13 protein-coding genes are annotated in these 17,382 nt (G+C 54.3%); 6 read left to right on the top strand and 7 right to left on the bottom strand.

The window, feature by feature from the left end:
* The first annotated feature begins 101 nt into the window (after positions 1–101).
* The 4 genes from ftsZ to Q7J88_RS11015 all read left to right on the top strand — a co-directional run bounded on the left by ftsZ (position 102) and on the right by Q7J88_RS11015 (position 5,502).
* The gene (gene ftsZ, locus Q7J88_RS11030) at positions 102–1,280 is read left to right on the top strand and encodes a cell division protein FtsZ (RefSeq protein WP_369682021.1); all 1,179 of its coding nucleotides are present in this window, start codon (positions 102–104) and stop codon (positions 1,278–1,280) included.
* Positions 1,281–1,538: 258 nt separating this feature from the next.
* On the top strand, positions 1,539–3,215 hold the full coding sequence (locus tag Q7J88_RS11025) for a radical SAM protein (protein WP_303722266.1): 1,677 nt from the start codon (positions 1,539–1,541) through the stop codon (positions 3,213–3,215).
* Positions 3,212–4,444 carry an MFS transporter gene (locus tag Q7J88_RS11020; RefSeq protein ID WP_303722264.1) on the top strand — a complete coding sequence of 411 codons (1,233 nt, stop codon included), beginning with the start codon at positions 3,212–3,214 and terminating at the stop codon, positions 4,442–4,444. The genes Q7J88_RS11025 and Q7J88_RS11020 overlap by 4 nt, the downstream gene beginning before the upstream one ends.
* A 377-nt stretch (positions 4,445–4,821) precedes the next feature.
* Complete coding sequence (locus Q7J88_RS11015) at positions 4,822–5,502, top strand: hypothetical protein (protein WP_303722263.1); 681 nt, start codon at positions 4,822–4,824, stop codon at positions 5,500–5,502.
* Between the two features lie 9 nt (positions 5,503–5,511).
* Here Q7J88_RS11015 and Q7J88_RS11010 read toward each other — a convergent pair whose 3' ends face one another.
* The 3 genes from Q7J88_RS11010 to Q7J88_RS11000 form a co-directional block, all read right to left on the bottom strand.
* On the bottom strand, positions 5,512–7,083 hold the full coding sequence (locus Q7J88_RS11010; protein ID WP_303722262.1) for a hydantoinase B/oxoprolinase family protein: 1,572 nt from the start codon (positions 7,081–7,083) through the stop codon (positions 5,512–5,514).
* Positions 7,080–9,062 carry a hydantoinase/oxoprolinase family protein gene (locus Q7J88_RS11005; protein ID WP_303722260.1) on the bottom strand — a complete coding sequence of 661 codons (1,983 nt, stop codon included), beginning with the start codon at positions 9,060–9,062 and terminating at the stop codon, positions 7,080–7,082. The genes Q7J88_RS11010 and Q7J88_RS11005 overlap by 4 nt, the downstream gene beginning before the upstream one ends.
* 107 nt (positions 9,063–9,169) lie before the next feature.
* The gene (locus tag Q7J88_RS11000) at positions 9,170–10,597 is read right to left on the bottom strand and encodes a radical SAM protein (RefSeq protein ID WP_303722259.1); all 1,428 of its coding nucleotides are present in this window, start codon (positions 10,595–10,597) and stop codon (positions 9,170–9,172) included.
* 166 nt (positions 10,598–10,763) lie between these two features.
* Between Q7J88_RS11000 and Q7J88_RS10995 the strand changes: the two genes are divergently transcribed.
* Positions 10,764–12,428 carry a formate--tetrahydrofolate ligase gene (locus Q7J88_RS10995; protein WP_303722257.1) on the top strand — a complete coding sequence of 555 codons (1,665 nt, stop codon included), beginning with the start codon at positions 10,764–10,766 and terminating at the stop codon, positions 12,426–12,428.
* A 78-nt stretch (positions 12,429–12,506) separates the two neighbouring features.
* On the top strand, positions 12,507–13,625 hold the full coding sequence (locus Q7J88_RS10990) for a dihydrolipoamide acetyltransferase family protein (protein WP_303722255.1): 1,119 nt from the start codon (positions 12,507–12,509) through the stop codon (positions 13,623–13,625).
* A 65-nt stretch (positions 13,626–13,690) separates the two neighbouring features.
* On the opposite strand, the gene Q7J88_RS10985 is transcribed toward Q7J88_RS10990, so the two are convergent.
* The 4 genes from Q7J88_RS10985 to Q7J88_RS10970 form a co-directional block, all read right to left on the bottom strand.
* Complete coding sequence (locus Q7J88_RS10985) at positions 13,691–14,179, bottom strand: universal stress protein (RefSeq protein WP_303722254.1); 489 nt, start codon at positions 14,177–14,179, stop codon at positions 13,691–13,693.
* A 102-nt stretch (positions 14,180–14,281) separates the two neighbouring features.
* Complete coding sequence (locus Q7J88_RS10980) at positions 14,282–15,679, bottom strand: TRAP transporter large permease (RefSeq protein WP_303722252.1); 1,398 nt, start codon at positions 15,677–15,679, stop codon at positions 14,282–14,284.
* The gene (locus tag Q7J88_RS10975) at positions 15,676–16,233 is read right to left on the bottom strand and encodes a TRAP transporter small permease (RefSeq protein WP_303722251.1); all 558 of its coding nucleotides are present in this window, start codon (positions 16,231–16,233) and stop codon (positions 15,676–15,678) included. Before Q7J88_RS10975 ends, Q7J88_RS10980 begins: the two co-directional genes overlap by 4 nt.
* Before the next feature lie 69 nt (positions 16,234–16,302).
* Entirely contained in the window at positions 16,303–17,262 is a 960-nt protein-coding gene (locus tag Q7J88_RS10970) for a TRAP transporter substrate-binding protein (protein WP_369682020.1), read from the bottom strand.
* Positions 17,263–17,382: the final 120 nt, after the last annotated feature.

Below are 17,382 nucleotides of genomic sequence, written 5' to 3'. Positions count from 1 at the left end.
CTAAATTAGCCTAAATTAAATTTAACTAGCTATAGGATCTGCGGAGAGCCTGTAGCGCAACTGAAAAAGGGGAGGGCAAAATGCCTACGAATGAGGGAGTCATGTTTCAATTTGAAGATACCTTGGATCAAGTTGCGAAGATTCGCGTGGTGGGTGTTGGTGGTGGCGGCGGTAATGCAGTCAACACTATGATTAGTTCCAATGTCGATGGTGTTGAGTTTATTACAGCCAACACCGATGCCCAGGCATTACGGCGCAGTTCAGCTTCCATGAAGGTACAGCTCGGAGGCCATCTGACCAAGGGGTTGGGCGCTGGAGCCAATCCGGAAATAGGCCGTCAGGCTGCCGAAGAAGATCATCAGCGCCTGGTCGAAATGTTTGAAGGTTCCGACATGATCTTTGTTGCCGCCGGTATGGGCGGTGGTACTGGAACCGGGGCTGCACCAGTTATCGCCAAGGCTGCGAAAGAAGCCGGTGCGCTGACTGTCGGTGTGGTGACCAAGCCGTTTACCCGTGAAGGAAAACAGCGGATGCAGCGTGCCGAGCAGGGCATCACTGAACTCCGGGAAGTTGTTGACTCCCTGGTTGTCGTGCCGAATGATCGTCTGCTTGGCCTGGCCGGCAAGAACATGAGTATCCTAGATGCCTTTAAGCCGGCCGATGATGTACTGCGGCAGGCAGTGCAGGGAATCTCCGACCTGATTACTACCGAAGGTTTGATCAACGTCGACTTTGCCGATGTTCGAACCGTCATGAGCAACCGTGGCATGGCTATGATGGGGATCGGTGTCGCTGAAGGCGAACGCCGTGCTGCAGAAGCCGCTCATAACGCCATAAGCAGTCCGCTGCTGGAGGAAGTCGACATCTCTGGCGCTATGGGCGTTTTGGTTAATATCTCTGGTTCCTCCAGCATGACCATGGAAGAGTTCGAGGAAGCATCGACCATTATCCATGAAAAGGTTCATGAGGACGCCAACATCATTGTTGGTCTGGTGATCGATGAAAGCTTGGGCGATAAAATTAAAATCACTGCAATTGCGACAGGTTTCGGCGATAACTTCGAGAATAAACGGAGAGTGACGGAAACCCTCAGCGCAAGACCGGAACCGATGATGCGATCGACGGCAAAGGTTGATTTCGACACCCCGACTCATATACGCAATCAACAGACCGGATCAATGGGCATGAAACAGCGCGAGACGCCTAGCCGCAATCGTGATCTGTTTGTCGATGATGAACAGTTCGATATCCCGACGTTCCTGCGTCGTCGGGTCGATTAGTTAACTGATTGTACTGCCCAGATTTTCTCGCATCTGCGGTTAGCAGATTGCGAATTTAATCACGCCTAGGTTATAGGGCGTTGGAGGTAATACTGTGAGCAGTTTAACTGTGATGTGCGCCGGTTCTCCGCCCGGCAGATGTACAGCGTTCTGTATATTGTGATTATTTCCCTGACGACTCCCTCGTCACCAGGGGCCGTAAATGCGGCCCCTTTTTCTTTGTTCGCATAGCAACGCCTCTGTGGTTAAATAACAGTCATGTCACACCGGATCATACAGATAATTCAGCAGCGCCTCGCGAAAGAAGTAGGAACCATCCGTCATGCGTGGACTGATCGCTACCGGATCGCCCTGATCTATCCAAATTTCTATCACCAGGGGATGAGCAACCTCGGCTTTCAAAGTGTTTATCACCTGCTGAATAATCGTGAAGATTGTTTGTGTGAACGCTTTTTTCTCCCTGATGACGATGAGCTGAAGGAACATCGCAAAACCGGTTTTCCGCTTGTCTCCTATGAATCGCAACAACCATTAGCAGATTTCGATCTGATCGCCCTTTCAGTTTCTTTTGAAAACGATTATCTGAATTTGCCGCTCATTTTTGAACTCGGGCGTGTTCCCTTCTTTGCTGATGACAGAACAGCAGATTACCCACTAGTTGTGTTTGGCGGTGTCTGTGCGTTTCTCAATCCGGAACCGTTGGCTGATGTCGTTGATGTTGTCGTGGTGGGGGAGGCGGAACCGATTCTCTCTGGATTACTCGATATACTTCTGCATGCTGTAGTAGTCGATGAATCACTATGGGGGCAGCTAGCAGTCTTGCCTGGAATTTATCTGCCCCATCACCCCCAAACTCATACTCCCCTCCGTCAGTTTTTAACCGATCTGGACTATTCTGTCAGTCGCAGCTTCATTCATGCTGAAGATACTGAATTCGGAGACATGTCCTTAACGGAAGTTTCTCGCGGTTGTTCACGCGGTTGTCGGTTTTGCGCTGCTGGCTACATCTACCTGCCGCCCCGAGAGCGCAGCCTCGATAATTTGCTGAACCAGGTTGATGAAGGGCTTTGTCAACGAAACAAAATCGGTCTTGTAGGTGCGGCGGTTGCTGATCATTCGCAGATCGATCCGTTGCAGCGCGAAATTATTGATCGAGGTGGGCAGGTGTCAGTATCCAGCTTACGCCTGGATGCCCTGAGGGCCAGTGAAGTTGCTAGCTTACACGCATCAGGTTTGCGGACCGCAGCCATTGCACCTGAGGCGGGTAGCCAGCGGCTGCGTGACCTTATCAACAAAAATCTTGATGAAGAGCAGATCCTTCATGCCGTGCAGCTACTGGCGGATGGAGGCATCCGTAATTTAAAGCTCTATTTTCTGATTGGCTTGCCGAACGAAACTCAGGTAGATCTCGACGAGCTGATCGCTTTGACTGAAAAAATTCGTCTTATCTGGCGTGAAGCCGGTCGCGCACGCGGGCAGATGGGCAGTGTAACCTTGAGTGTTAACCCTTTTATTCCCAAACCGTTCACCCCGCTGCAGTGGTGTGGTATGGAGCCAGAGAAAAGCTTGAAGAAGAAACTACGCTTCCTCCATGCTGCGATCGCTCGAATGCCGAACACCGACCTGATTAGCGAATCGATCCGCTGTTCGGTCCTGCAGGCATTTTTATCGCGTGGGGACAGGCAGATCGGCAGGCTGTTGCCTGATCTGGCTGAAGGGGGCAATCTGAAGCAGTTGTGCAAAAAGGCCGGTATTGCCCTCGATGATTATGTCACTAGAGAACGGGGGCAGGATGAGTCTTTTCCCTGGGAGGTGATCGACCAGGGGTTCTCCCGCGACTATCTTTGGCGGGAGTACCAGCGAGGTTTGCAGGGTAAGTTGTCCCCTCCCTGCAGTGCTGGCTGCACCCGTTGTGGTGTCTGTGGTGGTAGATGATGGCTGCTCCGCCGTCCTCGTTGCTTCTGCTTCGATTATTTCTGCCCTTTGGACTCGGCTATTTTGTCTCGTACGCTTTTCGTACCGTCAATGCGGTCATTGCCGCCGATCTGGTCGCCGACCTGGCTCTTAGCCCGGCTGATCTTGGTTTATTGACTTCCGCTTACTTTCTGTCCTTTGCCGCGTTTCAGCCTCCGCTGGGGATTTTGCTTGATCGCTTCGGATCGCGGCGCGTCGAAAGTTTACTGCTTCTATTTGCTGCGGCGGGAGCATTACTGTTTTCCGTTGCCGATTCTATGGCCGGGCTCTTACTCGGCCGTGCATTGATCGGACTTGGCGTTTCCGCTTGCTTAATGGCTGCGTTTAAATCATTTTCGACCTGGTTGCCGGTCCAAAAATTACCCTTCGCCAACGGTGTGCAGATGGTGTCGGGCGGCCTGGGCGCACTGACGGCAACGACACCGGTGCAAGCCGCATTACAGTTTACCGATTGGCGTGGCGTGTTTCTGGCCCTGGCAGGACTCGGATTGATTGCTGCAGTGACGGTTTTTTTTGTTGTGCCGGAGCGGCCCCGAGAGCAGCTTCCGGAGAGCTTTGCCGAACAGCTGCAGGGGCTCAGGTCGGTACTGAAAAGCAAAGTTTTCTGGCGGATAGCACCGTGGGCATTTGCAGGGCAGTCTGCTTACCTCTCGATTCAGGGACTCTGGTCCGGCCCCTGGTTGCGGGATGTTGCAGGGTATGGTCGCGGTCAGGTTTCCGAGATGTTGTTTGTGATCGCGTTGGCGATGATTGTCGGCTATTTTACCTTCGGCAGTCTGACGGGACGCCTGTCCAAAGTTGGGATTTCACCGGTGGTGGTTGCGGCAAGTGGCATGAGTTGTTTCATTTTGATTCAGGGGTTTCTGGTTGGAGTGCCGGAGTATGCCACAGTGCTGTGGCCTTGCTTCGGGTTCTTCGGAACCTCCTGTATTCTGCCGTATGCCGTACTGGCGCAAAGCTTCCCGAAAAACTTGACCGGACGCTGCAACACCTGCCTCAATTTGCTTGTCTTTGTCGGCGCATTTGCTGGACAGTGGCTGATTGGTGCGGTTATCGGCCTGTGGCCGACCGATATGGATGGCGGATATCAACCGGCAGGTTATCGTGCGGCATTTCTGCTTTTGATCGGTTGCCAGTTGCTGGCCGCCGGTTGGTATCTGTTCGCCGGAAAGAGCAAACTGGATGACTAACTGGCTATTTCCTGAAGTGTAATGTGATAGCTGATCAGATCTTCAATCGTCATCATCGGCAGCTACAGTCGTTGCACCCGCTCTTCGCTCAGGCAGTGACAGACAGTGCCGTTGCACTAGCGGACTTCCCGGAGTTATCCAGAATACTGCCGGTGGGGACTTTCACCCCGCCCTGAGAATAGCGGCCTATAGGTAATTCATGCCTCAAGATCTGTCAACGACACCTATTTATAGCAGTTGATCGTAGCAAACGCATCGAAGTGCGAGTATTATAGTCATATATCGGGTGACGGCTGGCAATCGTTTTATCATGGGCAGGGTTTTGGTCGTTGTGGATTGCATCCAAGGTCGGTAAAAACAGCTCAGGAAGGCATCCTATGACTATTCGCAACAGGTTGTTTATTCTCTATCTGTTAGCGGTTTTGGTGATTTTGACCGGTGGGGTCGTCAGCCTGTGGCAGTTTGGCATAATTGAACGTAATTATCACAGTTTTTCAGAGGAAAGTGTTCGAGCCGTTGGCTTGCTCCAGAATATTCATATTCAGGGATCGACGCTGTTTACCGAAATTCTGGAAATATATTCTCTTTACTCCATTCGGAAGACAGCTGAGAGGCGAAAATGGATAGCTGCCGATGATGCTGAAATCAATCACACTCGGCAGCAGCTTTTAGCCTATCTTGAGGAATATCAAAATTTGGCAAAGGACCCTTCGGTTACGGAAAATTCTTTACTTAAACTACTTGAAACAGAGATCGGGCAGATGGTTCAAATGAGCCATGTCTCGGGAGCTAAGTCGGTTGAGGCGGTCGACTCGTTATCGTTATCATTGCAGTGGAAACGCGAATTCGAAGAAATAGAGACAAGCTTTCAAGAGATCGTAACCCTCCTGATGAACCAAGAAAGGCGGGAAGCTGATCGGCGTAATTCTATTGTTGTTGAAGCGATAAAAACTGCAAAAATTCGACTTGCTTATATGTTTGCTCCGGCCATTGGTGCGGCTTTATTTCTGGTTCAGTTTCTGTTTCAAAGGTTTGTGAACGGTTTTGAAAGACACTAGGAACAGACATTAGTTCTCAGTTTTCCCCCAACCGCCGCCTCCGGGGGTTTCAATGCGCAGCCGTTCCCCCGTTTTAAAGTAGCCGGTCGCCTTCTCTGGCAATTTTTCGCGGTGCTCTCCGATTATTTTAAGATTGCATCCCGATTGACCCGCTGCTCCGCCAGCAAGTCCAAATGGTTGGTTCCGGCGTCTCTCGCTTAAGACTGTGACTTCCGTTTCTGCAAGCATTTCAATCTCCCGCACCAGCCCGTCTCCTCCCTTCATTTGTCCATGGCCGCCGGATCCCTCCCGCAAACTGTATTGCGTCACCCGAAAAGGGTAGGCGTATTCTAGCGCCTCAACCGGTGTGTTGAGGGTGTTGGTCATGTGCGAGTGGACGGCGCTGGCGCCGTCCTGACTACTGGTTGCCCCGCAACCGCCGGCGAGGGTCTCGTAATAACTGAATGGTTGTCCGGTACGTGGGTCGATGCCGCCGATGGTGGTATTGTTCATCGTTCCCTGGCTGGCCGCAGGGATCTGTTCCGGAATCGCCTGCGCCAGTGCGCCGAGCACCAGATCAACGATCCGCTGGCTGGTCTCCACGTTCCCCCCGGCTACCGACGCTGGGAAGCGGGCGTCGACCACCGTAGCTGGTTTGGTGAGAATCGTCAGTGGTCGGGCAATTCCGGCGTTGGTCGGCACGTCCTCTTTGACCAGACAGCGGAAACAGTAAAGAACCGCCGACAGGGTGATGGCATAAACGGCGTTGACGCTTCCTTTGACCTGCGGGGCGCAGCCACGAAAATCGAGTACAGCTGAATCGCCTTTGATCTCCAGTTGCAATTTCAAAACCACCGGTTGCGCACTGAACCCGTCCGAATCGAGACAATCTTCGAACTGATAATTGCCATCCGGAATTCCAGCAATCGTTTGCCGTAGCATTTTCTCTGCGTAGTCGTTGAAGTACCTGGCGTAGTCACAGGTTTGCTGGAGGCCGTATTTTTCAACAAGTTGTTTGCTGCGCTGCACCCCGGTGAGGTTGGCCATTACCTGGGCGGCAAAATCGCCTTCCCGCTCCTGCGGAGTGCGCACATTGCGCAGCAGCAGGCGGAACAGGTTGCGGTCGATTTCTCCGGCACTGACGATTTTGGTTGGCGGGATGATAATCCCCTCTTGGAAGATGCTGGTTGAAACCGGCATCGAACCGGCGGTCATGCCGCCGACATCTGAATGGTGGGCACGGTTGGCCACGAAAAAGGCTGGCTTTGGGGAGCCATCAACATAGATCGGCGCGACCAAGGTGATGTCGGGCAGATGGGTGCCGCCGGCAAATGGGTCGTTGAGCATCACCATGTCGCCGTCCAGCATCTCGATCGCTTCGATCGCTGCCTTGACCGACAGCGGCATCGAACCGAGATGGACCGGGATGTGAGCCGCCTGGGCGATCATGTCGCCATCGGTGTCGAATAGAGCGCAGGAATAATCGCGTCGTTCTTTGATGTTGGGGGAGAAGGCGGTCCGCCCCAGGGTGACCCCCATCTCCTCGGCGATGGCGATGAAACGGTTGCGGAAAACCTGCAGCAGGATCGGATTGACAATCATTGGTTGGCTCCTTTCCTGCTCAGGATCAGGTGGCCGTAGCGGTCGACATCGCATTCCCAGTTGGGGGGCAGGACGATAGTCGATGAATACTCGGTGATGACCGCTGGCCCTTCAAAACGGTTGCCGTAGCCAAGTTTATTTCGGTCGATGATCGCTGTGTCATGCCACTTCCCGGTAAAAACCGTACGGGTTCGGCCAAGTGTTGCGGCTGCCGACAGTTTGTCCCCAGCCTCAGGCCGCGCCTGTGGCAACGGATGGTCGGGGCGACCGAAAGCCCGCAGGCGTAGGTTGACGATTTCGACTGCTTTTTCTTGGTTGCAGTAGCCGTAGGCACGCTGGTGTTCCTGATGAAACGCGGCAATGAAATCCTTTGCGTAATCGACCAGCAATTCGAACGACTGCCCCTGGTAGCGCATGTCGAGCAGCGGTTGCAGCTCGACACGGTCGCTTGCCACCCCTTCAGCCTGCAGATCGGATGTCGCCTGCTTCATCAGCGGTGTGAATAGTTTGTCGAGCAGCGTATGATCCGCCTGCTGCTCGTTCAACATGACCGTCTGCGAGTAGTCCTTGATCACGTCAGCCATCAGCATGCCGCAGGCCGACAGGATACCGGGTGAGGTCGGCACCATCACCTGCGGCATCTGCAGCAGTTCGGCAAGGTCGACCGCATGCATGCCGCCTGCACCCCCGAAAGAGAATAGGGTGAATTCACGCGGATCGAAGCCGCGTTCCACAGAGATCTTCTTGATCGCTCCCTCCATCGCGCTGTTGGCGACCGACAGAATCCCTTCTGCCAAATCAACCGGTTCGAGTCCGAGCCGTTCAGCAAAGTCTTCCATTTTCTGTGTAACTTTCTCGGTCTGCAGCTGCATGCCGCCGCCGAGAAAGTGGTCGGGAATCAAGCGGCCGAGGTAAAGGTTGGCGTCGGTGACGGTCAACTCCTGCCCCTTGCCGTAACAGATCGGCCCCGGATCTGCGCCGGCGCTCTCTGGGCCGACCTGTAGTGAGCCGCCGCGATCGAGACGAGCTATCGAACCGCCACCAGCACCGACGGTGTGGATATTGATCATCGGTACTTTAATTGGGTAGCTGGCGATGGTTGATTCGGTGGTCAATGGCAGCTTCTCGTCAATCAGCGCCACGTCGGTGCTGGTGCCGCCCATATCGAAGGAAATCAACTTGTGCTGGCCGCTCTGCCGGCCGATCTCAGCGGCACCGACAGCGCCACCGGCTGGACCGGAAAGGATGGTGCGCACCGATTCACGGCGAGCAGTCTCTGCCGAGATGGAGCCGCCGTTCGACTGCATGATCCGGAACACCTTGGCGTTCGACTCTGCGGCGATCTGTGCCAGGTAACGGTCCATCTTCGGCGAGACGTAGGCGTTGATCAAGGTCGTGCTGGTCCGTTCGTACTCGCGAAACTCGGCAAGAATCTGGTGAGATAGGGAAATCGGCAGCTGAAATTTTTGCAGTTGCTCGCCGAGCAACAATTCATGCTTTGGATTGTTGAAGGAGAACAGCAGCGAAACAGCCAACGATTCAACCTGCGCTTGTTCGAGCTGTTTCAGCAGCGCTTGCAGGTCCGCCTCGCTCAGCTTTTCGATGACTTCTCCCTGCGGACCGATCCGGCCGGGAACTCCAAAACGCAGCATTTTTGGGACCAGCGGCGGGTTCTTACTGACCTGCAGGTCATACAAATTGGGACGGTTCTGGCGGGCAATTTCGATGATATCCTCAAAACCGCGATTGGTGATCAACGCGGTGCGAGCGCCCTTTTTTTCCAGCAGCGCGTTGGTGGCGACGGTTGATCCGTGCACCAGCTGAAAAGTTTTTTCTCCGGCTAGATGCTTGAGGCCGGCCAACACCGCCTCAGCCGGATTGTGGGGTGTAGAAAGACGCTTGTATTCGCCGCTGTCAGCGCCGTCCTGCCAGATGAAATCGGTAAAAGTGCCGCCGGTATCCACACCGATGATCAGCATCTGGAGCTCCTTGTCGAAAGTATTTACTTTTGTTCTGTCGCGGCAGTGTACCGATATCATACCGCGCTCTGCAAGGGGCAGCTACTTATCGATGTCAGGCAGTTGCTTCAGTAATAGTCCTGCAACCCCTCGATGGGCCATTCACGGGAATGGATTTCATCCCATAAATCTTCGTCCGGAACCGGTAGATTCCTTTGGGAAAACAAGAATTTTTTTCCGAACAGCTCCGTCTGTTCGGTGTCCAGCTCAAGATCATTACAAGCTTTGCCCCGTTCGATAATAAGTTCTTGCCGCGGGCTCAATGCGACCTTGATGAACGGGTTGCGGTAGGTGACGGACGGAAGCTGACGGGCGACGGCGTAGCTGAGCGTCAGTTTCAGCCCGGAAAAATCGATCAGGGGCCACAGTTTTGGGTGGATCGTTAATTGCTCACCGGACCGGCTGACAGCCCAGAGCGAGCTGTTTTGCCATCTGTCGGTGAAATGTTGTTGTAGCGTGGCAAGTTGCGGTTTGCTGCCATGCAGCGTCAGGGTACGCAGGTAGCCATTTTCAGTCAGCTCTTCATAGCTTTTGCGTTGATAAAGCCCGTTGCGCTGCCGGGCGGCCAAGGCCTGAAAGCGGTTTTTATAAACGAACGAGCAGTAGTTGACCGGCAGGTCGGTGCCGTTTTCGATGGTCTCTAGCAGCAACTCCAGAGCCGCCAGTTCGGAATCGAGAACGGTGATTTTTTCGCCGTGCAGAAAGCGGTAACCGCGCTTGACGAGGTGGCGATAGTTGTGGGGGGTAAGACGGAGTTGATGCAGGTTGAGATGCTTGACGCCTCTATCGCGCAGCTCCGGCAGCAACCTTTTGAGCCGGGGGAGCTCTTCGGGGATCGCAGGAATCTCGACGGTGACGGTTTCGATGTTGCCGATCGCTTTGCGTAACGGTTGCAGATTGTAGTCGGTCGCACCGATATCGAAGCGGATTTCGTCCAAGCCGCAGTCGTGCAGCTGCTGCACCAACTCCTCAGTGAGCAGGGTGCCGTTGGTGTACAGCCAGGTATGCATCTTGTGGCCGAAATGGCGCTTGATTGCGTAGAGAAACCCGAGGCTGCGCTTTGGCGTCAGTAGTGGTTCTCCGCCACTGATGCTGGCTCCGGTAAAGCCGAACCTTTCGAGGTAGTCGACATAATCGGCCGGATGGCGAAAGCTTACGCTGTTGGTCATCGGCAGGTCGATTTCGTCTTGAGAGGTCGGGCAGTAAAAGCAGCTGCAGTTGCAAAGCCCGTTGATGAACAGGCATGACCAGCGCCCTTCAACGCAAATTTTACAGCCGGGGGAGAGCTGCTCCATGTCGAGCTTGCTGCCGTGACAGCCGATTTTGACCTTGTCCTCCAGCGAGGCAAGCAAGGTGGTGCGTTTCTGGGTGGCCGCTTCCAGTTCTGGTTGCAAAGGAAAAGTGAGCGTCTGATAACGCTCTTGGTATTCGAGCTGATTCGCCGCAATTTGCTGCGATCGCCGCTTCATCGACAACGCCATCAGACGCACCTCCACGACAAACAATCCCCTCTGGTCGGCAAAAGCCGGCAGAGGGGATTTAAGGATGGCGTAATATAATGGATCTGTTTTGACTCAGCCAGTTTTTTTTACCATCAGGGTGAATATTTTTCCCGCTATACTTGATCAGTAGCGAAAAGCTTTTTATTAAGGGGTGAGATTGATGCTGAGCGATCTGGAAATTCGGCAACAAGTGCAGCCACAACCGATCGGGAAAATCGCCGATCGACTCGGGATCGACAAGGCTCTGCTGCATCCTCACGGAAGGGAGATGGGTAAGATTGATATCTCGGCTCTGCAGCGACCTTCGTCAACGCGGAAGCGGCTGGTGCTGGTTTCCGCGACCACACCGACCGCCGCCGGTGAAGGAAAAACCACCACCTCGATCGGTCTCGGACAGGCCTTCGCCAAGCTGGGTGAATCTGCTTGTCTGGCGTTGCGTGAACCATCGCTCGGACCCTGTCTGGGCATGAAGGGGGGAGCGACCGGGGGAGGCTACAGTCAGCTGTTGCCGGCAGAACGGATCAACCTGCATTTTACCGGCGATTTTCATGCCGTGACCAGCGCGAATAACCTGTTGGCGGCTGTGATCGATAATCATATCTACCAGGGCAATCGGCTGAACATCGATCCGCGCCGGGTGCTTTGGCGGCGGGTGATCGATATGAATGATCGCAGCCTGCGGCATATCGTCCTCGGCTTGGGAGGGAAGGCGCAGGGGGTGCCGCGAGAGGGGGGCTTTGATATTACCGCGGCGTCCGAGGTGATGGCGATGTTGTGTCTGGCCGAAAATCTGGATGATTTGCGCCAGCGCCTTGAGAACACATTGGTCGCCTTTACCTATTCGGGGGAACCGATATTCGCCGGACAACTACAGGTAACCGGTGCCATGCTGGCGCTGCTGCACGATGCCCTGCACCCCAACCTGGTGCAGAGCCTGGAGGGAGTTCCCGCACTGGTGCATGGCGGACCGTTCGCCAATATCGCCCACGGTTGCAACAGCTTGCTGGCTACACGGTTGGCGATGCACTGTGCTGATTGGGCGATCACCGAGGCCGGTTTCGGTTTCGATCTGGGGGCGGAGAAGTTTTTCGACATCAAATGCCGTCTCGGGGGGATCGACCCGGTGGCGGTAGTCTTGGTCACCACCTGCCGCGCGCTCAAACTACATGGTGGGCAGAGCAAGCAGCAGCTGGGAGAAAAAGATCTGCCGGCTCTACGCAATGGGATGGCGAACCTCGACAAACATATTGAGAATGTGCGCAAGTTCAACAAACAGCCGATTATCGCGCTCAACAGGTTCGACGGTGATGCTGCCGCTGAAATTGAATTGATCAAAGCACGTTGCCAGGAACTGAACGTTTCTTTTGCGCTTTGCGATCATTTTACCCGCGGAGGAGAGGGGGCCGTGGAATTGGCCGAGCAGGTCATGGCGATGGCCGAAAACAATCAGCCTTATCAACCGCTGTACTCCCTTGACCTGCCGGTTGAGGAGAAGGTACGGATTATCTGTCGGGAGATTTACGGTGCGCACGATGTCGCTTTCACCAAACAGGCGGCCCGCGACCTTGACTCCGTACGGCGGCTCGGTTTCGAGCAGTTGCCGGTCTGTATTGCCAAGGCTCAGGGGTCCCTCTCCGATGACCCGAAGCTGATCGGCCGGCCACGTGATTTCGATGTCACCGTGCGGGAGATACAGATCAATTCCGGTGCAGGTTTTCTGGTTGTGCTGACAGGAGATATCCTGCGCATGCCGGGATTGCCGGAGCACCCGGCGGCAGAGCAGTGGCAGCTGTGTGACGATGGTTCGATAGTCGGTCTGGCGTGATTCGAGAGAATTGATCACCGGTAACAGGATGAATATGTTACAGTCCGCTTATTGATGCTATTGAAACGGGGAGTCGAAATGGCCATTGAAATCAGAGTTCCGCAAATCAATTTTCAAGTTGAGGAAGCTCGTCTGCTGAAGTGGCGTGTGGCCGAGGGGGAGCAGGTTGCACGGGGGACGGTGCTGGCTGAAATAGAAGAGGGAAGTGTGGTTATCGAGCTTGAAGCGACGGTCGCCGGCGTTTTGAGCCGTCAGCTTGCTGCCGAAGGAGAGAGTGTGGCGATGGGGGACCTGGTCGCCTACTTTATTCCCGATCAGGAAGAAGCGATCAGTGCGGTTCCGCCCCGGGTTTCCGCATCCCCGGCAGCCCGCAAACTGGCCAAAGAATTACGTATCTCTCTGGAATCGATCTATGGCAGTGGCCCTGGTGGCCGGGTGCTGCTGTCCGATGTAGAGCGTGCTTATGCCGACCGGACCCCGCCGGCGGTGGCGGTTTCCCGCGATCTAACCAGCAAGGCGGCAGCGGCCGGGAGCGAGAAATCGGTGCGGGTCCGGCGCTTGATTGCTCGTATGGCGGAGCAAGCCTGGACAACCATTCCCCACTTCTACGTTACCATGAGCATCGATATGACCGATGTGATTCGTTTCCGCAAGGATCTGGGCGTGTCGATCAATGACTTCATTCTTTCCGCAACCACCCATGCTTTGCAGGAACACCCCTGGGTGAACAGTCTCTGGAATGGTGAGCAGGGCGTTGAACAGGAGGAGATCAACCTGCAGATGGCGGTGGCGACCGAGCACGGGCTTTACTACCCGGTTATTCGCAATTGCGAGGTTCTCAACCTTAAGCAGATTAGCGAAGAAGCGGGGATCATGGCAGATAAGGCAAGTTCCGGCCAATTGCAGAAAGATGAGATGGAGGGTGGCACTTTCACGATCACCAACATGGGGATGCTTGGTGTAGAAGCGTTTACTTCGCTGGTCACCCCGCCGCAGGTTGCGGTATTGGCGGTCGGGACGGTCAAAGGGGAGGTGATCGTTGACGATCAAGGTGAACCGGCAGTGGCGCCGGTTATGAGAGTGACTCTATCCGCCGATCATCGGGTTCTCGACGGTGCCGATGCGGCGGAGTTTCTCGATACGCTGAAGAGCTATCTGGAAGCGCCGATCACCCTAGTGGGGGAATGCCGCTGCTAGGGGGATCAGGTAAAAGGGTAGGTAGATAAAAAAACGGGACGTCGCGCGACGTCCCGTTTTTTGCCTTAGTGAGGGAGGGGAATGGCGAGTACCGGTCGTTTCGATTTGCGCAGAACCTTTTCCGTGACGCTGCCTAAAAAGGCATATTGCAGATCCCCTTTGCCATGAGTTCCCATAATGATTAGATCCGCGTCTAGTTTATCTGCGGTTTGCAGGATTCCGGCAACGGGGTGACCGTGGATGACGATACTTCCGGCGAACTGCTTGAGCAACTCCGGTTGGTCCGCCAATTCTTCTTTGGCAAAGTGATCTATTTCCTGTTTTATCTCTTCACGGGCAGCAACTTCATGTTCCCGCTCCAGTTTTTCCAGTTGCCCGGTTCCCATCACGGCAGTGACATAACTGCGGAAACTGGTATCCACTTCCGGGATAACGCTCAACAGATAAATTTCTGAGTTGTGTTGCTTGGCAATGGTGATGGCATGTTTAAATGCGTGTTCTGCATTCGGGCTCAAGTCCGTTGTCACCAGAATTTTTTTGTAAATAGGCAGCATGATCGATCTCCCTTAACGTATCAATTTTCTATTGACGCAAAGCGTAAATTACCAGGAGGTGAATGGGGGAAAGAAATGCCTCCCCCATACTTGCGCTCTAGACTAAAACCCCTTCAGGTGATCAATATATTCTGGCAGCCAGAGCGAGATTTGCGGAATGTAGGTAATTAACGCCAGGAATACCAGCAGGATCAGCAACCAAGGCAGTGCTGCGCGCAATACCCAGGTGATGCTTTCACCGGTGATCCCAGAAGTAACGAAAAGGTTGAGGCCAACAGGTGGTGTTATCATGCCGATCTCCATGTTGACAACCATGATGACGCCGAGGTGGATCGGATCGATGCCAAGCTGGACGGCAATCGGGAACAAGATCGGCGCCATGATTAGCAGGATCGCTGACGGCTCCATGAAATTGCCGGCGATCAGCAGCAAAATATTTACCACGATCAGGAAGCCCCAGGCCGGCAGGCCCCAGCCGACAATCATCTCGGCGATATGATGCGGAATTCGCTCGGTGGTCAGCACATGGGCGAACAACATAGCGTTGCCGATTATGAACAGTAGCATGATGGAGACCTTGGAGGCGTCCAGTAGCACCTTGCGCGTGTCTTTGTGGGTTACGGCTAAGGGGAGAGCTTTAATCGTCAGCAACAGGTTGCGGACGATAACGGTTGGAATGCCGTCCCCCTTGTTACGCCATTTCTGGCCTTTTAGCGGGCCCATGTCGCGATAGACGAAGATGGCGATGAAAAAGGCGTAGACTGCCGAGATGGCCGCCGCTTCGGTCGGGCTGCAGATACCGCCGTAGATCGAGCCGAGCACAATGAAGATTAGCATCAGTCCCCAGATGGCGTCGAAACTCGATTTCAGCAGGTTGCCGAAGCCAACCCAGGGTTGTGCGGGTAGTTTTTTGTAACGGGCGACGATATAGATGACGATCATCAGCATGGTGCCCATCATGATGCCGGGCAGGAAGCCGGCCATGAACAGGCGCGCAGCAGACTCTTCGGTAGCGGCGGCGTAAACCAGCATGACGATTGACGGCGGAATCAGGATGCCGAGCGTGCCGGCGTTGGTGATTACCCCGGCAGCCATCTGTTTCGGGTAACCCGCCTGTACCATCCCGGCGATGACGATCGAGCCGATAGCGGCTACGGTGGCCGGTGACGAGCCGGAGACGGCGGCGAAGATCATGCAGGCGAGGACCGAGGCCATTGCCAGCCCGCCGCGGATCCAGCCGACGCAGTCAACGGCGAAATTGATAATTCGAGACGCAACTCCCCCGGTCGACAGGAAAGTCGATGAGAGGATAAAGAACGGTATCGCCAGAAGGGTGTAGTGTTCTGACTCGGCCTCAAACAGTTTCAGGGCGATCGATGCTAGCGAGTCGTTAGAAAAAAGCAGAATCGTGGTGATACTCGATAGGCCGAGGGCGAAGGCAATCGGCATGCCTGTCAGCAGACACAAAAGTAGAATGATAAACAGTGCAGCGGTGGTCATGCCGAATCTCCTTCTTTCGCGGCTGCGGCTTTGGCTTCTTCGGCCAAGTGCATACTTTCCTTGGCTTCGTCGGTCATGGAGAAACCTTCGGCTTTGCCGGTGATGATGGCCCAAAGCAGCGCCAACAGGCGGATGGCAATTAGAAGTATTCCGATCAGCAGGATACTGTGGGCAATCCATTTCGGAATCGGCATGTCGTCGAGCTCAATCCCGATTTTGTACATTTTCGCCAGATAGACCCATGACCCTTTGGTGAACAAACCGCAATAAAAAAGGCAGGCCGCAACTGCCAGTCCGCTGATGATCCGACGAGTCATCGAGGGCATGGTTTTCACGAGGGCATCTACGCCGATGTGGGAGCCGACCTTGATTCCGTAGGAGGCGCCAAACAGAACCATCCAGGCCGAAAGATGCAATGTGGCTTCCTGGGCCCACATAACGCCTGCGTTAAAGCCGAAGCGCATCACCACTTCGACGAAGACCAGCAGAGTCATGGAAGCTAGAAGGAGACAGATGATCGTCTCCTCAATCCAATTAATCGTCCGGTAAATCATAGAAACCTCGTAAGAACAAATATCTGGACAAAGTTACGGGCCCCGTTGCCAGGGCCCGCATCTTGGGTACTAGTTAGACGCAACCGCTGCGTCGATGTATTCCTTACCGATTTTGTCTTCGAACTTCTTCCAGACCGGTTTCATGGCGTCGACCCACTGCTGGCGCTGTGCATCGGCCAGTTCAATGATTTCGGAGCGACCGGAGTCGATTATCTTCTGGCGGTCTTCGATAGCCTTCTTCTCGGAAATCTGGTTGCCGAAGGCGATCGCTTCATCGAGGGCCTTCTTGACCTCGGTGCGAATGTCATCTGGTAGGTCCATCCAGAATTCAGTAGAAGTGATAACCAAATAGTCGAGCACGCCGTGGTTCGATTCGGTGATGTAGGGCTGCACCTCGAAGAATTTCTTCGAGTAGATGTTTGACCAAGTGTTCTCTTGACCGTCGATCGCCCTAGTCTGTAGCAGGGTGAAGACCTCGGAGAACGGCTTCTTAAGCGGAAGGGCGTCAACCGCTTCGAACTGGGCGGCAAGGACGTCGGAGGTCATGATGCGGAATTTTTTGCCGGCGGCGTCAGCCGGTACCCGCAGTGGATCGCTGGCGGAAAGCTGCTTCATGCCGTTATGCAGGTAACCGAGACCGATCAGCCCCTTTTTCTTCATCGACATCAGCATTTTCTGGCCGACCGGGCCCTGTTGGAATTTCTCCACGGCAGCCATGTCCTTGAATAGAAACGGCAGATCGAAGATCTGCAGGGAATCGGTGTATTTTTCAAATTTTGACACGGAGGGTGCTGCGAGCTGAACATCGCCGAGCAGCATTGCCTCGAGCACCTTGTTGTCACCGAATAGCTGTGAATTGGGGAATACCTCCACGACCACTTTACCGTCCAGACGTTCGGCAATCAGATCTCTGAACTTGTTGGCCATCTGGCCTTTGGGGGTGTTTTCGGCAACGACGTGGGAAAATTTGATCACGATCGGTGCAGCCACCGAGACAGTGGCTGAAACCAGCATGGTCGCTGCTACCATCAGACTTACAAGCACGAGTTTAGTTTTTGTCATTCTTTCTCTCCCTAAAGGTTGTTGGCATAAAAGTCGTCGACATTGACGACATGTTGAAAAGCGGATAGTCAGGTTCCGGTGGCTACG

It is taken from the genome of Malonomonas rubra (assembly GCF_003247215.1).
GTDB lineage: Bacteria > Desulfobacterota > Desulfuromonadia > Desulfuromonadales > Geopsychrobacteraceae > Malonomonas > Malonomonas rubra_A.
The sequence above is the reverse complement of the archived record's forward strand: the minus strand, read 5'-3'. Positions and strand labels throughout refer to the sequence as shown.